Annotated in this window: 20 protein-coding genes; 12 read left to right on the top strand and 8 right to left on the bottom strand. The window is 66.9% G+C overall.

What is annotated here, in order from left to right:
- Positions 1 to 15: 15 nt before the first annotated feature.
- From VZC37_RS05825 to VZC37_RS05815, 3 genes are all read left to right on the top strand, one after another.
- A complete protein-coding gene (locus VZC37_RS05825) occupies positions 16 to 618 on the top strand; it encodes a maleylpyruvate isomerase family mycothiol-dependent enzyme (RefSeq protein WP_431309353.1) in 603 nt (200 codons plus the stop codon).
- A 333-nt stretch (positions 619 to 951) separates the two neighbouring features.
- Positions 952 to 2,550, top strand: coding sequence for a serine hydrolase (locus VZC37_RS05820; protein ID WP_330431453.1), 1,599 nt, complete (start codon positions 952 to 954; stop codon positions 2,548 to 2,550).
- Entirely contained in the window at positions 2,547 to 3,938 is a 1,392-nt protein-coding gene (locus VZC37_RS05815) for a DUF1254 domain-containing protein (protein ID WP_330431452.1), read from the top strand. The genes VZC37_RS05820 and VZC37_RS05815 overlap by 4 nt, the downstream gene beginning before the upstream one ends.
- Here the strand turns inward: VZC37_RS05815 and VZC37_RS05810 are convergent.
- Together VZC37_RS05810 and VZC37_RS05805 are read right to left on the bottom strand one after the other, a co-directional pair.
- Positions 3,935 to 5,161 (bottom strand): NADH:flavin oxidoreductase, encoded by a 1,227-nt coding sequence (locus VZC37_RS05810; protein ID WP_330431451.1) that lies wholly within the window; start codon positions 5,159 to 5,161, stop codon positions 3,935 to 3,937. The two genes, VZC37_RS05815 and VZC37_RS05810, sit on opposite strands and share 4 nt — an antisense overlap.
- Positions 5,158 to 5,757, bottom strand: a complete 600-nt coding sequence (locus tag VZC37_RS05805; RefSeq protein ID WP_330431450.1) for a TetR/AcrR family transcriptional regulator — start codon at positions 5,755 to 5,757, stop codon at positions 5,158 to 5,160. The genes VZC37_RS05810 and VZC37_RS05805 overlap by 4 nt, the downstream gene beginning before the upstream one ends.
- Positions 5,758 to 6,007: 250 nt before the next feature.
- On the opposite strand from VZC37_RS05805, the gene lpdA reads away from it, so the two are divergent.
- The 3 genes from lpdA to VZC37_RS05790 all read left to right on the top strand — a co-directional run bounded on the left by lpdA (position 6,008) and on the right by VZC37_RS05790 (position 8,526).
- Positions 6,008 to 7,393 (top strand): dihydrolipoyl dehydrogenase, encoded by a 1,386-nt coding sequence (gene lpdA, locus VZC37_RS05800; RefSeq protein ID WP_330431449.1) that lies wholly within the window; start codon positions 6,008 to 6,010, stop codon positions 7,391 to 7,393.
- 85 nt (positions 7,394 to 7,478) lie between these two features.
- Complete coding sequence (locus tag VZC37_RS05795) at positions 7,479 to 7,655, top strand: hypothetical protein (protein ID WP_330431448.1); 177 nt, start codon at positions 7,479 to 7,481, stop codon at positions 7,653 to 7,655.
- A complete protein-coding gene (locus tag VZC37_RS05790) occupies positions 7,648 to 8,526 on the top strand; it encodes a DNA-3-methyladenine glycosylase family protein (RefSeq protein WP_330431447.1) in 879 nt (292 codons plus the stop codon). The genes VZC37_RS05795 and VZC37_RS05790 overlap by 8 nt, the downstream gene beginning before the upstream one ends.
- 32 nt (positions 8,527 to 8,558) lie before the next feature.
- Here VZC37_RS05790 and VZC37_RS05785 read toward each other — a convergent pair whose 3' ends face one another.
- Entirely contained in the window at positions 8,559 to 9,206 is a 648-nt protein-coding gene (locus VZC37_RS05785) for a class I SAM-dependent methyltransferase (protein ID WP_330431446.1), read from the bottom strand.
- 27 nt (positions 9,207 to 9,233) lie between these two features.
- Positions 9,234 to 9,770 (bottom strand): carboxymuconolactone decarboxylase family protein, encoded by a 537-nt coding sequence (locus VZC37_RS05780; RefSeq protein ID WP_330431445.1) that lies wholly within the window; start codon positions 9,768 to 9,770, stop codon positions 9,234 to 9,236.
- Between the two features lie 25 nt (positions 9,771 to 9,795).
- Between VZC37_RS05780 and VZC37_RS05775 the strand changes: the two genes are divergently transcribed.
- Complete coding sequence (locus tag VZC37_RS05775) at positions 9,796 to 10,263, top strand: MaoC family dehydratase (RefSeq protein ID WP_330431444.1); 468 nt, start codon at positions 9,796 to 9,798, stop codon at positions 10,261 to 10,263.
- Positions 10,264 to 10,341: 78 nt separating this feature from the next.
- Here VZC37_RS05775 and VZC37_RS05770 read toward each other — a convergent pair whose 3' ends face one another.
- From VZC37_RS05770 to ramB, 3 genes are all read right to left on the bottom strand, one after another.
- On the bottom strand, positions 10,342 to 11,712 hold the full coding sequence (locus tag VZC37_RS05770) for a lipase family protein (protein WP_330431443.1): 1,371 nt from the start codon (positions 11,710 to 11,712) through the stop codon (positions 10,342 to 10,344).
- A 215-nt stretch (positions 11,713 to 11,927) separates the two neighbouring features.
- On the bottom strand, positions 11,928 to 13,319 hold the full coding sequence (locus VZC37_RS05765) for a lipase family protein (RefSeq protein WP_431309325.1): 1,392 nt from the start codon (positions 13,317 to 13,319) through the stop codon (positions 11,928 to 11,930).
- A 225-nt stretch (positions 13,320 to 13,544) separates the two neighbouring features.
- Complete coding sequence (gene ramB, locus VZC37_RS05760; RefSeq protein ID WP_330431441.1) at positions 13,545 to 14,963, bottom strand: acetate metabolism transcriptional regulator RamB; 1,419 nt, start codon at positions 14,961 to 14,963, stop codon at positions 13,545 to 13,547.
- A gap of 51 nt (positions 14,964 to 15,014) precedes the next feature.
- Here ramB and VZC37_RS05755 point away from each other — a divergent pair, with 51 nt between their 5' ends.
- The 4 genes from VZC37_RS05755 to VZC37_RS05740 all read left to right on the top strand — a co-directional run bounded on the left by VZC37_RS05755 (position 15,015) and on the right by VZC37_RS05740 (position 19,492).
- Positions 15,015 to 15,779: a hypothetical protein gene (locus VZC37_RS05755; RefSeq protein WP_330431440.1), complete on the top strand. Its 765-nt coding sequence runs from the start codon at positions 15,015 to 15,017 to the stop codon at positions 15,777 to 15,779.
- 407 nt (positions 15,780 to 16,186) lie between these two features.
- The gene (gene aceA / locus VZC37_RS05750; RefSeq protein ID WP_330431439.1) at positions 16,187 to 17,482 is read left to right on the top strand and encodes an isocitrate lyase; all 1,296 of its coding nucleotides are present in this window, start codon (positions 16,187 to 16,189) and stop codon (positions 17,480 to 17,482) included.
- Positions 17,483 to 17,596: 114 nt separating this feature from the next.
- Positions 17,597 to 18,481 (top strand): 3-hydroxybutyryl-CoA dehydrogenase, encoded by an 885-nt coding sequence (locus VZC37_RS05745; RefSeq protein WP_330431438.1) that lies wholly within the window; start codon positions 17,597 to 17,599, stop codon positions 18,479 to 18,481.
- 285 nt (positions 18,482 to 18,766) lie between these two features.
- Positions 18,767 to 19,492, top strand: a complete 726-nt coding sequence (locus VZC37_RS05740) for a heparin-binding hemagglutinin (protein ID WP_330431437.1) — start codon at positions 18,767 to 18,769, stop codon at positions 19,490 to 19,492.
- Positions 19,493 to 19,590: 98 nt separating this feature from the next.
- Here the strand turns inward: VZC37_RS05740 and VZC37_RS05735 are convergent, their stop codons facing one another.
- Positions 19,591 to 20,154 (bottom strand): helix-turn-helix domain-containing protein, encoded by a 564-nt coding sequence (locus tag VZC37_RS05735; RefSeq protein ID WP_330431436.1) that lies wholly within the window; start codon positions 20,152 to 20,154, stop codon positions 19,591 to 19,593.
- Positions 20,155 to 20,199: 45 nt separating this feature from the next.
- Here VZC37_RS05735 and VZC37_RS05730 point away from each other — a divergent pair, with 45 nt between their 5' ends.
- Positions 20,200 to 21,396, top strand: a complete 1,197-nt coding sequence (locus VZC37_RS05730) for a benzoate/H(+) symporter BenE family transporter (protein ID WP_330431435.1) — start codon at positions 20,200 to 20,202, stop codon at positions 21,394 to 21,396.
- Positions 21,397 to 21,528 lie beyond the last annotated feature (132 nt).

Here is a 21,528-nt window from a genome sequence, read left to right as displayed (position 1 = left end):
GAGGCCGTATGGCCGATCGTGCACGACGAACGCGCTCGCCTCGCGGCCGACCTCGGCGCTGTTGCGCCGGCCGCGTGGTCGACGCCGTCGCTGTGCCCCGGCTGGGATGTCCATGACGTGGTCGCACACCTCATCGACTCCGCGACCACCACCCGTAGGCGTTTCGTGCGTCGCATGATCGCGGCCCGGTTCGACTTCGACCGCGACAACGACGCCGGTATCCGCGCGCAGCGCCGAGCGGATCCTGCCGCCACGCTCGATGCCCTGCGTGCCGTGGTGTCGTCAACCGACTCGCCCCCGGCGGCCGCGGCTACCCGCCTCGTCGAGGCCTTCGTCCACGGTGAGGACATCCGCCGACCGCTGGGCATCGTCGGTGCCTACCCGACGGACGCCGTCATCGACGCCCTCGACCACCAGCTCGCGACATCGGTCTCCTTTGGCGGCGGCCGACAGCGCGCCCAGGGCACGTGCCTCGTGGTCACCGACGGCGACTATGCCCACGGCGCCGGGCCGGAAGTCCGTGGCCGCGCCATCGACCTGTTGCTCGCCGTCTCCGGCCGACCCGTGCCCGACGGGGCGTTGACGGGGCCCGGGGCTCCCCACCTGCTGGTCGAGTAACCGAGGAGCCCCCAATTCGCTGGTCGAGTAACCGAGGAGCCCCCCTACCGATGGTCGAGTAGCCGAGGAGCCTGCGACGAGGTGTATCGAGACCCGTCGCACCCGCCTACTGCTGGTCGAGTAGCCGAGGAGCTGGCGACGAGGTGTATCGAGACCCACCCACCCGCACCCGCCCGCCCAACCCCCTCGCCCGAACCCGTCCTCGCGACCGACATCGGCCGATAGGCTTGGCGCGGGTCGAACGTCGCCGTGTCGACAGATCGGCACGCTCTGGTGAGGAAGCGGGTACGACTGATGGTCGTCCGAACTCGGTGGGCCGCGGGTGCGCGTGCCATGACGACCGTCTGCGCACTCGGTGTGGTCGCTGCCCTGGCAGCGGGTTGTGCGACGGTGGCCACGGACTCCGAGATGTCGTCGTCCCCGGCGCCGTCGGCATCGGAAGCCGCGGAACCGGCCGATCCCGCCGCCGCCGTCGCACTGCCACTGCCCGACGATGGTCTGAACATCGCGCTCGGCCGACTCGACGGCCTCGTCGATACATTGATGGACTCGACCGGGATACCCGGGATGTCGGTGGCGGTGGTGCACTCCGGCCGGTCCGTGTACGCGAAGGGCTTCGGCGTCGCCGAGGTGGGTACCGGCCGCGAGGTGGGTGCCGACACCGTCTTTCCCCTCGCCTCGGTGTCGAAGCCGATCGGCGCCACGGTCATCGCCAAGCTGGTCACCGACGACGTGGTCGAGTGGAGTACACCGGTCGCCGACAACCTGCCGGGCTTTGCCCTGTCCGATCTCTACGTGACCCAGAACGTCACCATCGGCGACATGTACGCCCACCGGTCCGGGCTGCCCGAGCACGCCGGCGACAAACTGGAGGACATGGGCTACGACCGCGCAGACGTCATCGAACGGCTCCGCTACGTGCCGCTCGATCCGTTCCGAATCTCCTACAACTACACCAACTTCGGTCTCACCGCCGCCGCTGAATCCGCTTCGCGCAAGGCGGGCGAGGACTGGGAAACGCTGTCGGAGAACGCCATCTACGATCCGCTCGGCATGGATCGCACGAGTTCACGATTCCGTGACTTCGAGGCCGAACCCGACCGCGTCGTCGGACACGTCAAGGTCGACGACGAATGGGTGCCCACCCCGGCGCAACGCGACCCTGATGCGCAATCGCCCGCAGGGGGCGTCTCGTCGTCGGTGAACGATCTCGCCCGCTGGCTGTCGATGCTGTTGGCCGACGGCGAGTACGACGGCGAGCAGATCGTCGACGGCGAGGCGCTGATCCCTGCGGTCACCCCCGAGATCATCTCCGCACCATCCACCTCGACCGATGCCCGCGCCGGTTTCTACGGCTACGGGTTCAACTCCACGGTCACCGAAGCCGGGCGAACCCAGTACAGCCACTCCGGTGCGTTCGGCTTGGGCGCTGCGACCAACTTCGTGGCGATACCGTCGGCGGACGTGGCGATCGTCGCACTCAGCAACGCCGCCCCGGTCGGCGCGGTCGAGGCGCTCACCGCGGAGTTCGCCGACCTCGTCCAGTTCGGCGAGATCCGGCAGGACTGGCGGGACCTCTACGGCGAGTTCTTCGCGTCGGAGGGCGAGCCCAGCGGTTCCGTCGTCGGCGAGCAGCCGCCGGCTGATCCCACTGCGCCACAGCCACTCCCGTCATACGTCGGGACCTACCGCAACGACGTGTACGGCCCCGCCGAGGTGCGCGAAGACGGAGACAAACTCATACTCGCCCTCGGGCCCGACGGCGTGACGACGCACGAACTCAGCCATTGGGACGCCGACACGTTCACCTTTACGATGCGTGACGAGAACGCGGAGGCGGGATCGATCTCGACGGTGACATTCGCGGGCGACTCGATGACCATCGAGTACTACGACGACGACTGCAGTGACGGGGTGTTCACGCGCGAATGACGAACCGTCGACGTCGGGCCGCGATCGCGGCACTCGCCGCGCTGATGGCAGTGACCTGCGCAGGTCTCGCCCCGACGCGGGTCTCCGCGTCGCCTGCGACTGCGACGATCCAGAGCGCCTCGAATGCATATGTCTACGGCGCGGCACCGGTGGCCATGGTGCGTACCCGGTCGCAGTTGCTCTGCCCGCGTGGGCCGCTGCGGCCGGCGCCCAACCAGCTGATCAACGTCCCGATCGCGGCGAACCCCCTCATTCGCGTTGTGGTGGCACCCAACTCCGACACCCTGTACACGACAGCCTTTCTCGACCTGCGTGACGGGCCGGTGACGCTGAGCTATCCGAACACCGGTGGCCGCTATCTGGTGCTGCAGCTGCTCGACATGTACACCGACGTCATCGGTAACGTCGGCACCAGGACCACCGGTCCCGGCCCGGCATCGGTCACCGTCGTCCCGCCCGGTTACACCGGGCAGATCCCGGCCGGTTCACAACGGATGCAGTCGACGACCTGGGACGTGTGGCTGCTCGGACGGATCCTGATCGCCGGCGGCGGGTTCCCGATCGCGCAACAGGTTCAGGCGGGTATCGGGCTCACCGTCGGTCCGCGACAAGGTTATCCGGCGGTCGTGCCGCCGCGTCTACGCACGCCCGCGTGCACTGGACGGTCCCCGCAGAACCTGGCCGTCGACGGCCCGGTCTTCTTCGACGAACTCGCCGACGTGCTGGTCGCCAACCCGCCGCCGGCGCGTGACGCCTCCGCGGTGGCCGGCTTGGCGGCAGTCGGCGTGACACCCGGGTCGACCCCGAGCCGGGGACCCACCGCGAACCTCCTTGATAGGGCGATCCCGTTGGGTGAACGGAAGATCCAAGCGGCCGTCGCCGGCAATCTCGCCCGACGGGATTCCTGGAGCAGTCTGGCGACGGCGGGCCACTACGGCACCGACTACGCCACCCGCGCGGCGGTAGCTCGTTGGGGTCTGGGCGCCAACGTGGAGGCCGAGTCGCGGTACTTCCTTGCCGCCACCGACGGCAGCGGTGCACGGCTCGACGGCTCGCGGTCCTATCGCCTGCACCTCCCGGCACGTCGCCCGCTGGTCCCGGTTGACCCCGGCGACGGCGGATGGTGGTCGGTGACGATGTACGACGACGCGAACTTCCTGGTACCCAACCTGATCGGGCGGTACTCGCTCGGCCCGGAGGCGTCCGCGCTGACGCGGAACCCGGACGGTTCGGTGGACATCGTGCTGTCATCCAGGCCACCCGACGACCCGAGACTGCTCCCGAACTGGCTCCCCGCCCCGGCGGGAACATTCCGGTTGATCTTCCGGCAGTACGTTCCGACGTCGACCACGTGGTTTCCGTCGTCGCCGCAGGTTTCGGATCGCTAGACCAGCGCCAACGGGTCGGGCACCTCGCCCTCGCGGATCGGACAGCGGGTGTGCGAGTAGATGGTCGGCATGCACAGGTTGCAGTGCACACACCGCGACGTCGTCGTCGGATCCGCCCGGATGCGAAGCGGGAGATCGGGTTCGCGGAGCAGGGCGCGGCCCATCGCGACGAAGTCGAAGCCTTCTGCGAGAGCCTTGTCCATCGACGTGCGATCGGTGATCCCACCGAGGAGAATCAACGGCAGTCGTACCGCCGCGCGCAGTTGACGCGCGAGGGGCAGCAGGTAGGCGTCGTGATACTCGTAGTGCTTCAGGAAGAACGGCGCCGCCACCTTGAGACCGGTGCGCATCGCGCCACGGAACGCATCTGCGAACTCTTCACGGGGTGGCTCGCCGTGGAACAGGTACATCGGGTTGAGCAGGGAAGAGCCGGCGGTCGGTTCGATCGCGTCGATGTGGCCATCGGATTCGAGTAACTGCGCGACGGCGCAGGCTTCGTCGATGTTGAAGCCGCCGAACCTGCTCCCGTGGCCCGGCCCGGGTCGTCCGACGCCGTCATACATGTTGAGTTTCACCCAGATCGCGGCCTCGTCGCCGACTTCGTCGCGAACGGCAGCGAGGATCTCGCGGGCGAAGCGGGCCCGGTTCACCAGAGATCCGCCGTAGCCGTCCCGACGATGATTCAGCAGCGGCGTCAGAAAGCAACTGATCAGATAGTTGTGGCCGCAGTGGATCTCGAGGCCGTCGAATCCACAGTCGACGGCGATCCGCGCGGCCCGCCGGAAAGTCGCCACCATTGCCGCGATGTCGTCGGCGTCGAGCTTGTGCGTGACCGACATCCCCATCGGCGCCGGTATACGTGACGGCCCCAAGGCTTTCTTCCGGTTCGACACCGAGTTGGCGACCGGGCCCGCATGACCGAGTTGCGCTGCCGCGAGCGCACCCTCGGCGTGGATGGCGTCGGTCAGTTGCCGCAGACCCGGCATCGCCTCCTCGCGCAGCCAGATCTGATTTCGGTCGGTGCGCCCCTCCGGTGCGACGGCACAGTAGGCGACCGTGCTCATCGCGACACCACCCGCGGCCACCTCGCGGTGGAACTCCACGAGGTCGTCGGTGACCAGGGCGTCGGGGGTCGCGCCCTCGAACGTGGCGCACTTGATGAGCCGATTGCGCAGCGTGAGCGGGCCGAGGCGGGCCGGGGTGAACGGGTCTGGACTGATCATCGGGACTCCTCGGGTGCCGGGGCGGTACGAGCCGGTGCCGACAGGCCGGCGACCACGAAGTCGCGCAGCGCGGCGGTGGCAGTCGATGACAGCGGCGAGTCACCGGCGAACTGGTCCAGGATCAGGCCGAAGGTCAGGCCCCACCGGCGGCGCGCATCGTCGGCGTCGAGGTCGTCGACGATCTGCGCGAGCATCTGCGACCACCGATCGAGTCGGAACCACGGCCTCGTCCACTCCGCGTCCGGGTGGGTGGAGACGAACCTGGCCAGCAGGCGCAGGTGCAGGTGGCCGACCGGCTCGGACTGAATGGTCGCGAACGGCTCCAGGATCAGGTCGACGAGGTCGGTCACCTCCGCGGACGTGGCATCGAACCTGTCGAGCAGATCGGCCCAATGCGGCCCCATCCGGTCCTCGAGGAGTGCCACCACCAGCGCGTCCTTGGAGCCGAAGTGATAGTGCACGGCCGCCGGATTGGCTCCGGCCGCAGCGCAGATCGCGCGGACGGAAACCTGCTCGTACCCCTCGGTCAGCAGGAGGGATTCGGCTGCGGTCAGCAGGGCGGTGCGGGTCGTCGCGCTGCGCGTCGATGCGGGCATGGGTCGATGCAAGCACAGATCAATCACTGTTTCAATCACTGATTGAATCGGAGCGACGGGAGCATCCCGCGGATGGCGCGGGTCGATTTCGGTGACGTTGGCGGTGCCGGGTGACGCGGACCGTCGACGACTCGCGGGAGCCGAGCCGACCGGCGTGACAGTTGCCGGAATGCCGGAACCGGCGAAGAAGTTACCTATGAGTACGGGGACGCCGTGCGGCGAAGACACGGCCCGACGTAGGCTGGCAGGCGTGGCTGAACACTTTCAAACAGTAGTACTAGGTGCAGGTCCTGGTGGGTACGTGGCCGCGATCCGGTCCGCCCAGCTGGGCATGAAGACCGCCGTCATCGAGGAGAAGTACTGGGGCGGCGTGTGTCTCAACGTTGGATGCATCCCGTCCAAGGCGCTACTCCGAAATGCCGAGCTGGCGCACATCTTCAACCACCAGGCCAAGACCTTCGGGATGTCGGGTGAGGTCTCCTTCGATTTCGGCACGGCGTTCGACCGCAGCCGCAAGGTGTCGGAGGGGATCGTCAAGGGCGTCCACTTCCTGATGAAGAAGAACAAGATCACCGAGATCGACGGTTACGGCACCTTCAAGGACGCCAAGACCATCACCGTCGGCGACCGTGAGATCACCTTCGACAACGTCATCATCAACACCGGGTCCACCGTCAAGCTGCTGCCCGGCGTCGAACTCTCCGACAACGTCGTCACCTACGAAGACCAGATCCTCACCCGTGAGCTGCCGGAATCGATCGTCATCGTCGGCGCCGGCGCCATCGGCATGGAGTTCGGCTACGTCCTCGCCAACTACGGCGTCGACGTCACCATCATCGAGTTCCTCGACCGTGTGCTGCCCAACGAGGACGCCGACGCGTCGAAGGTCATCGCCAAGGAGTACAAGAAGCTCGGCGTCAAGATCCTCACCTCCACCAAGGTCCAGTCGGTGAAGGACGAGGGCAACAGTGTCACCGTCAGCTACAAGGACGCCAAGGACAAAGACGGTGAGATCACCGTCGACAAGGTCCTCATGTCCGTCGGTTTCGCCCCGCGCGTCGAGGGCTTCGGTCTCGAGAACACCGGCGTCGAGCTGACCGACCGCGGCGCCATCGCGATCGACGACTTCATGCGCACCAACGTCGACGGCATCTACGCCATCGGTGATGTCACAGCCAAGCTGATGCTCGCGCACGTCGCGGAGGCGCAGGGCGTGGTGGCCGCCGAGGTGATGGCAGGCGCGGAGACCATGACTCTTGGCGACTACCGGTTCATGCCGCGCGCCACCTTCTGCCAGCCGCAGGTCGCGTCGTTCGGGCTCACCGAGGCGCAGGCCAAGGACGAGGGCTACAACGTCAAGGCGACCAACTTCCCGTTCAGCGCGAACGGCAAGGCGCAGGGACTCGGGGAGACCGCGGGCTTCGCCAAGTTGCTGACCAATGCCGACACCGACGAGCTGCTCGGTGGACACCTGGTGGGCGACAACGTCTCCGAGATGCTCCCGGAGATGACGCTGGCCCACAAGTGGGATCTCACCGCCAAGGAACTCGCCCGCAACGTGCACACCCACCCGACGATGTCGGAGGCGATGCAGGAGACGTTCCACGGCGCGATCGGGCACATGATCAACCTGTAGGTCGTTTCGGGCCTTCTTTATGTCGAGAGAACCCGGATTTTCGCCGAGAGAACCCAGAATTCTGCCGACAGTATCCGTTTGGTGGGTGGGCTGGGTTCTCTCGACGAAAATCCGGGTTCTCTCGACCGCCGTGCCGGGTGCGTTGGGTGGGGTTCTCTCGACCGCCGTGCTGGGTGCGTTGGGTGGGGTTCTCTCGACCGCCGTGCTGGGTGCGTTGGGTGGGGTGGTCTCGGCCGCTGTGCTGGGTGCGATCGGTGGGTGAGGTCACCCGCACGTGGTCACCCGGGTTCGTGCTCGACATCCGCGCCACCGTCGGCCTGCACCGCCGGGGCTCCGGCGACCCGACGTTCACCTACGGCCGTGACGGATCGGTGTGGCGGGCTGTCCACACGCCGGACGGGCCCGGCACGCTGACGATCCGCTCTGACGGGACGACGATCACCGGCAGGGCATGGGGGCCGGGTGCCGACTGGTTGCTCGGGCAGATGCCCGACTTTCTTGGTGCACAAGACAATCCGCAGGAGTTGGTGCCGCGCGACGACGTCGTCGCCGAACTGGTGCGCCGCTCTGACGGCCTGCGTCTCGGCCGAACCGACCGGGTCTGGGAAGCGCTGGTCCCGGCGATCCTCGAGCAGAAAGTGGTGGGCGCCGAAGCATTTCGCGCCTGGCGATACCTGGTGCGCAAGTTCGGTGAGCCCGCGCCGGGGCCCGTTCCCGACACCATGCGGGTACCGCCGCCCCAGCGTGAGTGGGCCCGGATTCCGAGTTGGGAGTGGCATCGCAGCGGCATCGAACCGGTGCGGATGCGCACCATCCGGGGTGCGACCGCGATGGACGTCGAGCGTCATCACGACCGTCTGACGGTGCTGCGTGGGGTAGGGCGATGGACCGAGGCTGAGGCGCGGTCTCGCGCGGTCGGCGACCCCGACGTCGTCAACGTCGGCGACTATCACATCCCGAAACTGGTGGGACTCACCTTGATCGGGGAGCCGGTCGACGACAACGGCATGCTCGAGCTACTCGAACCCTATGCGGGACAACGGCAGCGGGTCATCCGGATGGTCGCACGGCACGGCGTCCGGCCGGAGCGGCACGGCCCGCGGATGACCGTCCGCGACTATCGGGAGTTCTGAAACACTCCGTGGGATTCTGTCGGCCGATGGCGTCAGGGGAATTTTGTCCCCAGAACGTACTGGCCCTGGCCGGTGATGGTCTGTTCGATGTGGTCGGCGCCGGCCGCGCGAAGTCGATCGACGATCTCGTGTCTGTCGAAGATGCGATAACCGGTTGACCCGACCGTCGCGACGGCCCCCGGAAACGAGGTGAGGCCAGTTCGAACCGACGTGAAGATCACCACCTCACCGCCGGGACGCGTCACCCGCACGAGCTCGTCGACGACAGGGAGTGCATCGGGAATAAGATACAGCGCGGCCAGACAGGTGACCGTGTCGAAGGTGTTGTCCGCGAAGGGAAGCGCATGCCCGTCCGCACGGATGTACATGGTGCGGTCCGTCCGATTGGTTTGGGCGGCCTGCCGCAGCATGGGCGGCGAATAGTCGACGCCGACGCAACGACCGTCGCCGGTCAGCCCATCGGCGATACGCCGAGTGTAATTGCCTGGCCCGCAGGCGACGTCGAGCACGAGTCGGTCTCCCGGGCGGGTCAGATACGCAGTCAGGGCTCGGTCGAAATCGGCGGTACCGGTACCGCCCAGGCTGAACAGCCGCGTGAACGTCGGTCGCCAGATATGCTCATAGACCTGCGAGAACACCGCGTTGTGCATGACCCGCTGCACGAAAGAGTCGGCCATCATCCCCCCGGAAGTCGTGTCGGTCTCGCGTCAGACCCTGGTGTCGCGCTGCACCCGCAAGGTCGAGATCGTCGTCGCGAGCATGTCGTACTGGCCGACCAATAGGACGAACGCGACGAGCCTGGCGTCGTCGAGATGGCGGCGCAGGGCGGCCCAGGTGTCGTCGGCGATGTCCTTGCCGGTGACGAGCTCATCGGTGGCCGTGAGCAGCCAGCGCTGCCGGTCGCCCCACCCGGCATCCGGCCCCTCGAACACTCTGCCGATCTCCTGCTCCGTCAGTCCGGCCCGCGCGCCGAGTCGACGGTGATGATCCAGCTCGTAGTCACACCCGCGCAGATGCGCGACGCGGATGATGATCATCTCGGAGTCCTTGCGCGACAACGACCCGAACGGCATCAGCCGCGCACCGAAGTGCAACCAACCGCGGAACAGTCCCTTCGCGCGGCCCAGCGTGGAGAAGATGCGGGCCTCGTCGACGCCGATGGCGCGAGCCGCGCCCCGCGCGAACAGCCAGTTGATCGGACCGAGATCGCCGAAGCCGCCGGGAGCGACGCGAGGAGTGCCCATGGGGCCACGGTAGACTACCGAGACTATGACGAGCACCACACAGCGAACGTTCACCAGTGTCGATGAACTCAAGTCCGCGATCGGGGAGGACCTCGGCTCTGGCGAGTGGATGGAGATCGATCAAGAACGCGTCAACGCCTTCGCAGAGGCCACCGGCGACCACCAGTGGATCCACGTCGACCCCGAGCGTGCCAAGGACGGTCCGTTCGGCGCGACCATCGCGCACGGCTATCTGACGCTCTCGCTCCTCCCGGTCCTGGCCGGTGGCATCTTCACCGTCGAGGGGCCGAAGCTGGTCATCAACTACGGCGCCAACAAAGTGCGTTTCCCCAACCCGGTGAAGGTCGGGTCGCGTGTCCGCTCCAATGCCGTCATCACGTCGGTCGACGAGACCCCCGCTGGCGTCAACATGGTCGTCAAGAACACCATCGAGATCGAGGGTGTCGAGAAGCCGGCCTGCGTCGCGGAGAACGTGCGGGTTCTCGTCTACTGAGCGGTGGCGTCACCCCCTGGTCCCTGAGGAGCCCGGAGCTTGCGGAGGGCGTCACGAAGGGCACCCATCGACCAGCAGTTATCCCCCACATCCGCTCTGCGGCACATTCCCGGTGAGTCGCTGCTCGATCCAACCCATCGCGTCTTCGAACGCGGTGAAGACGGTGATCATGTGTTCGCCCGGGTACTCGCGGTAGGTCGAGTTGACACCGAGCCGGCACTGCTCGGCGTGCAGGGCACGGGCCTGGCTCGCGGGAATCCACCACTCCTGGGCCCCGTGATAGATGAAGACCGGCATCGCCGCCGGCATGTCCTTCATCGAGGTGATGTCGAAGATCTCCTCGGCGACGGGTGACTGGTAGGGATCGGGGACGTTCGACAGCACCTGGGTGGGGACGAACGAGAATCCCATGTAGCCCATTTTCCCGGTGCAGAGGTTCTTGAAGAAGTCGATGGTGGCCAGCCACTGCGCCACATTGTTCGCCAACGGCAGCAGTTCCGGCCGTTCCCGGGCGATGCCGAGGATCGCCGAATGGAAGACTCCTGTCGCCAGATTGGCATTCATGGCGCCGGCGAGCGCGCGGTAGTCGGCCGGAACCCCGCCGATCGCCGCGCCGACGAAGCGATCTGCGACGTCGGGTGCGTAGGACGAAGCAAGCTTGGCGGTGGCGTTGGTGGCGATCGCACCGCCCGAGTATCCGAGCATCGCGACCGGACCCTTCGCGAAGTTGCGCGGGTCGAAGTTCTCGGCGGCCCGAATCGAATCGAGGACGACGTGGGCGGCCACATACGGTTCGGCGTAGGCCATCCGGGCCCCGGTGTGATCGGGGACGATGACCGCGTAGCCCTTCGCCAGCGAGTCTTGGGTGGTCGGCGGCCGGAGGTCGGTGTTGTTGGTGTCGTCGGTCTTGCCGTGCGCGAGCGTGTAGCCGGTGGTGCAGCGTGTGCCCAGCGCGACGATCGGCGGGTTGTTCACCATCACCGGCCGGGCGCCGGGGCCTTTCCACTTCGTCGGCGGCACGAAGAGGGTCGCGGTCGCGAACAGTGGCCGGTCCTTGGCATCCCGCGTCGCGAACTTGATCTGTCGCGCGTACCCGACCTGCACCTCGAGGACCTCGGACGCCACCGACGCGACGTCGCGGGACCGGAGGATGTCGCCCGGTCGGCGCTGCTCCAGGCCGCGCGGCCACACGTCGAAGAACGGATCCCCGGACGGGGACGGCATGATCGCCTCGCGGAGTTCCTGCAGTTCCCGGCTGGCGCCGGGGACGACGGAGCGGGCCGGGATGGAGTCGAGTCGGGGAATGTCGGGCGCCGGGATCATGGAGTCGATCCCGGTGTGCAGGCGGTCGGGGAACGGCATCAGGTTGACGGGTTCGCCGACTGCATTGCCGACTCCGCTGGCCGCGGCGGCGATCGTGATCGACACGACCACCATGGCTCGGACCATCGTTGTCACAGTTCTTGATCGCCGTGCCGGCATCGTCCACCTCTTACTGCACGCGAAACGGGTCGCACCGACCGACTGGGACGGATGACCGATTTTCGCTCTCTCAAACAATCCTCGAAGGATTGTAAGTGGCGTGACTTACATTCGCGATACCCGGTGGACCTGACTCACAGGTAATGATCCGTTTTGACGAACGGTCGCACGGCGCGCGTCGGTCAGCGGCATTCGGTTCGGGCCGGGGCTCCGCTGAGGCGGTCGTCCAACCAGTCGAGTGCTTCCGGGTATCCGAGAACGGCGGCGGAGACGTGTTCGCCGAACACCTCCCGATACACCGCTCGCGCGCCCAGTGCGCACTGTGCCCGGAACAATCGGCGCGCCCCGTCTGCGGGAATCCACCACTCGTGCGTCCCGTGATAGAAGTACAACGGCACCGCCGAGCGTCGGTCGCTCATCGCGGTGATTCGGAAGATGCGTTGTGCCACCGGAGAATGGAATGGGTCCGGGTCGTTGGCGAACAATTGCATCGGCCAGAACGTCTGACCGGCCAGGGCGGCCGGGATGGTGCAGATGTTCTTCAGCGGCGAGGTCCCCATCCACCGTGCGAGATCGTTTGCCATGGTGAGAATCTCGGTGCGCTCGCGCGCGATACCGAAGGTCGCCGCATGGAAGATCCCGGTCGCGAGATTGGCGTTCATGCTGCCCACGAGCATCCGGAAGTCGGCGGGAACGCCACCCAGCGCGGCGCCGACCACTCGTCGGGCGAGCTCCGGTGCATAGGTGGTGACCAGCCGCGCCGCCCCACCCGTCGCGATCGCCCCGCCGGAGTATCCCGTCATCGCGATCGGCGCATCGGCGAATGTGTCGCGGTCCAGCTCGGTGATCGCGCGGATGGCGTCGAGCACGACATGCCCGGCCACGATCGGCTCGGCGTAGGCCATTCGCGGCCCCTGATGGTCGGGGATCAGGACCGTGTAGCCGCGAGCCAACGCGATCTGAGTGGTCGGCGGAATCAGGTCGGTCGGATTCGTGGCGATGGAGAAGCCATGTGCCAGAGCGTATCCCGGAGTGCACGCGGTACCCAGGGAGTCGATGGGCAGGTTGTTGACGAGGACTCCCGTGCGGCGCGTGGCCCGAGGGACGAGGACGGTCGCGGTGCCGTATGACGGCGTCCCCATCGCGTCGGTGCTCCGGAACTTCAGCAGGTGCGCCGAGCGGATCGGCGTGGTCACCACCGGTGCCGCGGTGGCGGTGATGTCACGGGTCGCGATGATCCGGCCGGGCGGGAGTGATGCGAGGTCTTTCGGCCAGTGATCGAACATGGCGTCGCCGGTCGGCGACGGTAGTGCCGCCTCGCGGAGTTCCTGGATTCGGTGCGAAAAACCCTCTGCACGAGCACGTGCGGGTATTCGGTCCAATCGGGGAAAGGGGGCGTCAGGCAGTATCGCGTCGATGCCGGCCGGCACCTCGGGCGGTATCGCCATCATGTTGGGTGGTTCGGCGTTGCCGGGTGCGGCACCAACGGCGATCAGACTGATCAGGGTCAATGCGACCGCTGCAGCGGGGCGAAACACATTTCCCGACAACGGTTTCGAGTGACACCGCCACATCGCGTGCTCCCTCTGGGTGAGGAGATCCCCGATGATCTCCGCACTTCGAGAGCGTACGACGGCATGTGGTACAGATGTCTGGGACACGCGACCCACTGCGCAACCGTTGCTGGATCGAGACCCTTCGTGACGCGCGCTCGTTCCTCGCGCGCTCCTCAGGGGCCGGATGGGGCGGCCACCCGATCCCCGCGGAGGACCGTCACGAAGGGTCCGGCCGTAGCGTGCTCAGCTGGTCATGTACGGCGACACCGTGCTCCGGTGCTCGTCGATCTGCAGGCTCGCGCCGAGGGCGGGGAAGGCGCGCTGCGGACAGTTCTGCCGTTCGCACACCCGGCATCCGGCGCCGATCGGGGTGATGCGGGCCTGCGGCCCGATCTCCAGGCCGTCGGAGTAGATCACCCGCCCGGCATGACGGAGTTCGCACCCGAGCCCGATGGCAAATGTCTTGCCCGGCTGGTTGTAACGCGCTGCGCGTCGCTCGACGGTACGCGCCACCCAGAAGTAGTCGCGCCCGTCGGGCATCTCCGCGATCTGGGTGAGGATCTTGCCGGGGGAGGCGAACGTCTCGTACACGTTCCACAGCGGACACGTGCCGCCACTGGACGAGAAATGAAATCCGGTGGCGGACTGCCTTTTCGACATGTTCCCGGCTCGGTCCACGCGGACAAACGTCCACGGGATACCGCGCAGGTTCGGGCGCTGCAGGGTGGACAGCCGATGGCAGATCGTCTCGTAGGACACCGAGTAGAACGCCGACAGCCGTTCGATGTCGTAGCGGAAATCCTCTGCCGCGCCGTGGAACTGGTTGTACGGCAGGATGACAGCGGCGGCGAAGTAGTTGGCCAGGCCCAACAGTGCGAGCGACCGGGCCTCCTCGCTGGTGAAGTTGCCGTCATCGACGAGCCGGTCCAGCAGGTCGCCGTACTCGAGGTAGCCGAGCTCGGCGGCCAGCTTCATCGTGCGCTGCCCGGCCGACAGGGCGGCGGAGAACTCGAGGCGGCGCGACTCGGGGTCGAACCGATGCAAGGTGTAGTCGCCGAGATCGACTCGGCGGACGATGTTCACACCGTGAACGGTTTCCAGACGGTTGGCGACCTCACGGCGGATGTCGGCCGAGTGCATCCGCATCCGGACCGTCATCTCCTCCGCTGCGACGTCGAGCTCGTGAATGTAGTTGCGCCGCTGGTAGAAGTAGTCGCGCACCTCCTCGTGCGGCGCGGTGATGGCGCCGCGCATACTCCGATCACCACGCTCGTCGGTGGCGGCGGCGAGTTGATCGGTGGCGATCCGGTAGCGCTGATGCAGATTCACCATCGCCCGGGCGAACTCGGGATGTGCGGCCACCAGCGAACTGATCTGATGGGCTTCGGTGGCCGACGCCGCCGCCTCGACGTCGTCGTCGAGCATCACCTCCCGCAGTTCCGCGACCAGGCGGACGTTGTCCTGGGTGTCGAAGAACTCTTCGTCGATCCCGAATACCTCGGTGATCTTGGACAGGACGGGAACGGTCAGTGGGCGCGCGTCGTGCTCGATCTGGTTGAGGTATGACGGCGAGATGGACAGGGTCTGGGCCAGCGCGACCTGGGACAGCCCGCGCTCGGAGCGCAGTTGCCGCAGTCGCGAACCGACGTAGGTCTTGGTCATGGCAACCTCCTGCCGATCCACCTGCCTGCATGTTCAGGGTACGGTGACCGCGTGCGAGTGCTGGGGCTGCGTCGGCGGGGAGTGCCGGTGCTCGCGGCTCTGCTCGTGTCGGCGACGATCGCCGGCTGCCAGACCGACGTCGACCCGACGGCCCCCGCCACGGAATCCGCGGTCCCGGCCGACTTGTTGCTCGCCCCGGCCGATCTGCCTCCCGGGTTCGACCCCGCGCAGCTGTCGGTGTCCGAACTGGTCGAGGGCAACGGTGCCCGGATCGAGTCGGCGGCCGACGCCGAAGTGCAGCCGCCGTTCTGTCGACCCACCGCCGACGCCGATTTGAATCCCCGGCTCGACGACGTCAACTCCGCGATCCTCGCGGCTCGCGCAGCGTCGGCGTCTCTCGTCGAACTCGTCACCACGGCACCGCGCGACATCGCCGCGGACATCGGCGCGTCGACGGGCCGGTGCGCCGTCACCACGACGATCATCCGCGCCGGAACACTGCAGGGCGCGCGCATCGTCACCCGGCACACCCGACTTCCGATCCCGCCGGGAGCGCAGCAACTGTCGGCTCTGCGACAGTCCGTGCTGTTGCGTTCCGACGTCACCACGACACTGCCCGACGGATCGGCCACCAACCAGGTCGGGTTCGCCGGATACGCCGACCTCGGCAGGGAGTCGGGCGCGGTGACCGTGCAGTTGACCGTGTCCGGCGATGCCCCGCCCGTCGCCGAACCACCGCCCGCACCGGAACCACCGATGAGCGACGCCGCCTTCGGCGCGCTGTTCGACGAGGCGGTCGCCGCCGCTGCGCGGTGATCCGCGCCGACGGCGAACGTGAAACCCATCACACACCGAGGGCGTGCCCGCTGCGTCGTTGTGGGTCGTTGATGGCGTCGCCTCGCCATCGGGGCTACCGGCCGGTAGATTAAACATGCAGTACGCGCGTACTTTTTGGCGCGACCTGCTGCGATATTCACACCGACAGCTTCGCAAAATTTGCAAAACTTCGCCGAACTGTGGCCCAATTTTGCACCTGAAAGGGATTGGACCTGCAGGTTTGTCCTGTGGCACTCTTGGTTCAGACACCGCCAGACGACGCGGACTTGTTCGCACATTTTGCGGGCAGGGCGTGTGACGACGGCCGTCTGTCAGCAGATCGGCCCCGGGCGCCACCGGGAACGATGCAGAACTGTTGAGCCAACGAACGGAAAGTGAAGTAGGCAATGAGCAACGTCGGAAAGCCCCGCACCGCTGCGGAGATCCAGCAGGACTGGGACAGCAACCCGCGGTGGAACAACGTCAAGCGTGATTACACCGCCGAGCAGGTCGCCGAGCTGCAGGGTTCGGTCGTCGAAGAGCACACCCTCGCCCGTCGTGGCGCCGAGATCCTGTGGGACGGCGTGACCAAGGGTGACGGCAGCTACATCAACGCGCTGGGCGCGCTGACCGGTAACCAGGCCGTGCAGCAGGTTCGCGCCGGCCTCAAGGCCGTCTACCTCTCCGGTTGGCAGGTCGCCGGTGACGCCAACCTGTCGGGCCACACCTACCCCGACCAGTCGCTGTACCCGGCCAACTCGGTGCCGAACGTGGTGCGTCGCATCAACAACGCGCTGCTGCGCGCCGACGAGATCGCCCGCGTCGAGGGTGACGACTCCGTCGACAACTGGGTCGTGCCGATCGTCGCCGACGGCGAGGCCGGCTTCGGTGGCGCCCTCAACGTGTACGAGCTGCAGAAGGCCATGATCGCCGCGGGTGCCGCCGGTACCCACTGGGAGGATCAGCTCGCCTCGGAGAAGAAGTGCGGTCACCTCGGTGGCAAGGTGCTCATCCCGACCCAGCAGCACATCCGCACCCTGAACTCGGCTCGCCTGGCCGCCGACGTCTCGGGCACCCCGACCGTCGTCATCGCGCGCACCGACGCCGAGGCCGCCACCCTCATCACCTCCGATGTCGACGACCGTGACAAGGAGTTCGTGACCGGCGAGCGCACCGCCGAGGGCTACTACCACGTGAAGAACGGCATCGAGCCGTGCATCGCGCGTGCCAAGTCCTACGCGCCGTACGCCGACATGATCTGGATGGAGACCGGTACCCCGGATCTCGAGCTGGCTCGCAAGTTCGCCGAGTCGGTCAAGGCCGAGTTCCCCGATCAGCTGCTGTCCTACAACTGCAGCCCGTCGTTCAACTGGAGCAAGCACCTCGACGACAGCACCATCGCCAAGTTCCAGAACGAGCTGGGCGCCATGGGCTTCACCTTCCAGTTCATCACCCTGGCCGGCTTCCACTCGCTCAACTACGGCATGTTCGATCTGGCCTACGGCTACGCCCGCGAGCAGATGACCGCCTTCGTCGACCTGCAGAACCGTGAGTTCAAGGCCGCCGACGAGCGCGGCTTCACCGCCGTCAAGCACCAGCGTGAGGTCGGCGCCGGCTACTTCGACAGCATCGCCACCACCGTCGACCCGAACACGTCGACCGCGGCGCTGAAGGGCTCGACCGAGGAAGGCCAGTTCCACTAGAACCGGTCGCCACGGCGAAAACCGTTGCCCTACATGATCCCGGGGTGAGCAGGGTTACCACTCTGCTCACCCCGGGTTTCATTTACCCACGTATTGCAGTCCGAGGAGCCCGCAATGGCAACCGAAAAGGTCTCTCGGGTCGGTGTTGTCGGCGCCGGCCAGATGGGCGGCGGCATCGCCGAGGTGTGCGCGCGTGCGCACACCGACGTCCTGGTCTACGAGTCCTCCCGCGAACTCTGCGTCGCCGGTCGGAGCCGCATTCTGCGGTCGCTGGATCGTGGCGTGTCCAGTGGAAAACTGACCGAGCGTGAGCGGGAGCAGGCGGTCTCGCGGCTCCGATTCACCTCCGACATCGGCGATTTCGCGGATCGGCAATTCGTCGTCGAGGCCGTGGTCGAGGACGAGGCGGTCAAGACCCGGATCTTCTCCGATCTCGACAAGGTCGTCGCCGACCCCGACGCGGTCCTCGCCTCCAACACCTCATCCATCCCGATCATGAAGCTGGGCATGGCAACACAGGATGCGGGCCGCGTCATCGGCATGCACTTCTTCAACCCGGTTCCGGTGCTGCCCCTGGTGGAACTCGTGACCACCCTGATGACATCCCCCGACGTGAGCACTCGCGCCGAGGATTTCGCCCACGACGTACTCGGCAAACAGGTCGTGAAGTCGGCCGACCGGTCCGGGTTCGTCGTCAACGCACTGCTGGTTCCTTACCTTTTGTCGGCGATCCGCATGGTGGAGAGCGGCTTCGCCACCGTCGAGGACGTCGACAAGGCGATGGTGCTCGGCTGCGCTCACCCGATGGGGCCGCTGAAACTGGCCGACCTCGTCGGTCTCGACACCGTCAAGGCCATCGCCGACAGCATGTACGAGGAGTTCAAGGAACCCCTTTTCGCGCCGCCCCCGCAGTTGCTGCGCATGGTCGAGGCGGGTCGACTGGGCAAGAAGGCCGGTCGCGGTTTCTATCCTTACGCCGAGAACGGGACGGCCAAGTAGCTCGTGGCTCGTCCCCCGGAGGACGGCCATTTTTGGCAGGCGTCGGGCATGTTGACGCCAGATCAACGTCGCGTGACATCTCACACCTGCGCTTGCTGCGTGCTTGCATTTGCTAGCAAGTTGTGGATACTGGGTTGTGGAACCAGGCGGATACGCCGAACAGACGTCGAGACACGGCGTCGTTCGAGGGATCTGGCACCGGGTGATCTGTGGGGGTGGTCATCCGCGAAGTCGCGCCCTGGTGGCCACAACCGACTTCCGCCCATCACACAGGAGGTGTGAACCATGAGTGAATCCACACGTACACTCGCCAACCCGCTCTACGCCGCAGTCGGCGCCGGGGACTACGTCCTCACCCAGTTCAACGACATCATCGCCCAGCTGCGCGAACGCACCGAAGCCGCTTCGGAGAGCGCACAGTCGCGTTTCGAGCAGACCCGCGACGATGCGCAGACCAGGATCGACGAGGCCCGCACCCGCATCAACGCGCTGCCCGAGGATGTTCCCGCAGGCATCGAGGAGCTGCGCGGAAAGCTGACCAGCGAGGAACTGCGTAAGTTCGCCGAGGGTTACCTCGACAGCGCGACCGAGTTCTACAACTCGCTGGCCGAGCGTGGCGAGACCACCGTCGAGCGCTTGCGTCAGCAGCCGGTCGTCCAGGAGAACCTGGGTCGCGCCGAGAAGTACTACAACGACGCGGTCGACATGACCGAAGACGCGCTCGGTGTGGTGTCGTCGCAGACCCGCCTCGTCGGTGAGCGCGCTGCCAAGCTGACCAGCATGGTCGGCAGCCGTGTCGAAGATGTCGCCGCCGACATCGAGGAGGCCGGCGAGGTCATCAAGGGCGAGACCGCCGAGGCCGCTTCGGAAATCGGTGGTGCGGCAGGCACTGTCGAGGCCAAGGCGCGCACGTCCAAGTCGTCGCCGGCCAAGAAGGTCGCCGCTGCCAAGAAGGCTCCGGCCAAGAAGGCGCCTGCGAAGAAGGCTCCGGCCAAGAAGGCCTCCAGCTGATCTGACTCGGCCACGCATACGGACTCGGCCCCGCTCATCCCATGTGGTGAGCGGGGCCGAGTGCTATGTCCGCCGGCCGCGTTTCGCCGCCACCGCTATCAGTCAACCGCCGGGGAACGAATCGTCAGCACCGCCTGTGCGGGCGTATCGCCGCTCCGATAGCTGTGCTCGACATCGCTGCGCCATTGCATCGAATCACCGCTTACCGCACGGCTTTCCGAGCCAAGCGGGCCGGCGGTGAGCTCGCCGTCGACGACCAGCACGTGTTCGGTGACGCCGGGGCCGTGTGCCGGCGATACCCGGGTTCCGCCCGGTAGCACGGTCAGCCAGACGACCTCGGTCGTGGTGCCGTCGGGATGGTGCTCCACGTGCAGCACGCGGGCGAGCAGGTGCTCGCCACTGCCTTCGGTGCCGGCCTCCTCGCCGAGCAGTGCGGTCAGCGGTACACCGAGTGGGCCGGCGATGGCGTACAGGGTGTCCAGCGTTGGATTTCGCTGTCCCGACTCGATCTCCGACAGCGAGCCCTTACCGATACCGGCGCGCCGCGCCAGTTCCGACAGCGACATCCTGCGCTCGGATCGCGTCATCGCGATGCGGGCACCGATCTCGCGTCGGCGTTGGTCGATGGTCACGGCAAGGATGGCCTTTCTGACGGTTCGCACGCAGGCGACCGTTCCGTAAACAGAACGGTCGCCTATTCTGCACAGATGACCATCAGAGCACAGGCCGGATTGCGCGAGCCGATCATCGCCGGCATCGTCACGGCGTTGGTGGGTTTCACCTCATCGTTTGCGGTGGTGATCGCCGGTTTGCGGGCCGTGGGGGCGACGCCCGAGCAGGCGGCGTCGGGACTGTTCGCGCTGACCGTGGTGTTCGGTATCGGGATCATCGTGCTCAGCGTGCGGTCGCGCGCACCGGTCACCCTCGCGTGGTCGACTCCCGGAGCGGCTCTGCTCGTCAGCATGGGCGCAAGCCACGACGCTGGATGGCCCGCCGCTGTCGGTGCGTTCCTCGTCGTCGGCGGCCTGATTATGGTGGTCGGTTTGATACCCGCGCTCGGCGACCTCATCGCGCGGATTCCGACCCCGATAGCCCAGGCGATGCTCGGCGGGGTGTTGTTGTCGCTGTGTCTGGCGCCGATGGAGTCATTGGCCGCCGAGCCGTTCGCGACGCTCCCGGTGCTTGCGGTCTGGCTGGCGGCGACGCGCTGGCTGGCCCGGTGGGCGATGCCGCTCACCCTGGTGACCGCGCTCGTCGTCATCGTGGTCTACGTGTCGGTGTCCGGCAACGAACTGCACGCCGACTCGACGTGGTTGCCGACGTTGACGTGGACCACCCCGCAGCTGGATGTCGCGGCGATCGTGGGCATCGCCGTCCCGCTCTTCGTGGTGACCATGGCGGCGCAGAACATCCCGGGGGTCGCCGTTCTGTCGTCGTTCGGGTATGCGACCCCGTGGCGGGCCGCGATGGCGGTGACCGGCGCGGGAACCGCGGTCGTCGCGCCGTTCGGCGGTCATGCCATCAACCTGGCCGCGCTGTCGGCGGCACTCGCCGCCGGAGACGAAGCCGGACCGGACCGGTCCCGCCGATGGATCGCCGGAGTGTCGGCCGGGGTGAGCTACCTCGCGCTGGCGGCGGTGTCCGGGGCGTTGGTGACGATGGCCGCCATCGCGCCCGGCGGCCTGGTGGAAGCCGTTGCCGGCCTGGCTCTTCTGGGGACCTTCGCCGCTGCGTTGATGGGAGCGTTCGCAGCGGTCGAGACGCGGATACCGGCGGCGCTGACGTTCGTGGCGGCCGCGTCGGGTCTCACCTTCTTCGGCATCGGCGGGGCCTTCTGGGGCTTGGTGATCGGGGTGGCTGCGCATTCGGCACTTCGTGCCGGGGGACGCACGGCTACGTCCTGAGCACACGCTCAACAGGAAGTGGCGCCCACTCAACAAGAAACGGTGCCCACTCAACGGGGAACAGCACCCAGTCAACGAAGAACGGCGCCCAGTCGACGGAAATGGCGCCCACTCAACGAAGAACGGCACCCA

This window comes from Gordonia sesuvii, from assembly GCF_036350415.1.
GTDB classification, from domain to species: Bacteria; Actinomycetota; Actinomycetes; order Mycobacteriales; family Mycobacteriaceae; genus Gordonia; species Gordonia sesuvii.
Note: the sequence above shows the minus strand (reverse complement) of the source record. Positions and strands in the feature narration are given on the sequence as shown.

Excerpts from the sequence above, each read along its gene's own strand:
- VZC37_RS05810 (WP_330431451.1), bottom strand. The coding sequence starts at position 5,161 with ATGATCAGTCCAGACCCGTTCACCCCGGCCCGCCTCGGCCCGCTCACG.
- ramB (WP_330431441.1), bottom strand. The coding sequence starts at position 14,963 with ATGACCAAGACCTACGTCGGTTCGCGACTGCGGCAACTGCGCTCCGAG.
- VZC37_RS05805 (WP_330431450.1), bottom strand. The coding sequence starts at position 5,757 with ATGCCCGCATCGACGCGCAGCGCGACGACCCGCACCGCCCTGCTGACC.
- VZC37_RS05740 (WP_330431437.1), top strand. The coding sequence starts at position 18,767 with ATGAGTGAATCCACACGTACACTCGCCAACCCGCTCTACGCCGCAGTC.
- VZC37_RS05765 (WP_431309325.1), bottom strand. The coding sequence starts at position 13,319 with ATGTGGCGGTGTCACTCGAAACCGTTGTCGGGAAATGTGTTTCGCCCC.
- VZC37_RS05780 (WP_330431445.1), bottom strand. The coding sequence starts at position 9,770 with ATGGGCACTCCTCGCGTCGCTCCCGGCGGCTTCGGCGATCTCGGTCCG.
- aceA (WP_330431439.1), top strand. The coding sequence starts at position 16,187 with ATGAGCAACGTCGGAAAGCCCCGCACCGCTGCGGAGATCCAGCAGGAC.
- VZC37_RS05745 (WP_330431438.1), top strand. The coding sequence starts at position 17,597 with ATGGCAACCGAAAAGGTCTCTCGGGTCGGTGTTGTCGGCGCCGGCCAG.
- VZC37_RS05775 (WP_330431444.1), top strand. The coding sequence starts at position 9,796 with ATGACGAGCACCACACAGCGAACGTTCACCAGTGTCGATGAACTCAAG.
- VZC37_RS05820 (WP_330431453.1), top strand. The coding sequence starts at position 952 with ATGACGACCGTCTGCGCACTCGGTGTGGTCGCTGCCCTGGCAGCGGGT.
- VZC37_RS05730 (WP_330431435.1), top strand. The coding sequence starts at position 20,200 with ATGACCATCAGAGCACAGGCCGGATTGCGCGAGCCGATCATCGCCGGC.
- VZC37_RS05785 (WP_330431446.1), bottom strand. The coding sequence starts at position 9,206 with ATGATGGCCGACTCTTTCGTGCAGCGGGTCATGCACAACGCGGTGTTC.
- VZC37_RS05815 (WP_330431452.1), top strand. The coding sequence starts at position 2,547 with ATGACGAACCGTCGACGTCGGGCCGCGATCGCGGCACTCGCCGCGCTG.
- VZC37_RS05770 (WP_330431443.1), bottom strand. The coding sequence starts at position 11,712 with ATGGTCCGAGCCATGGTGGTCGTGTCGATCACGATCGCCGCCGCGGCC.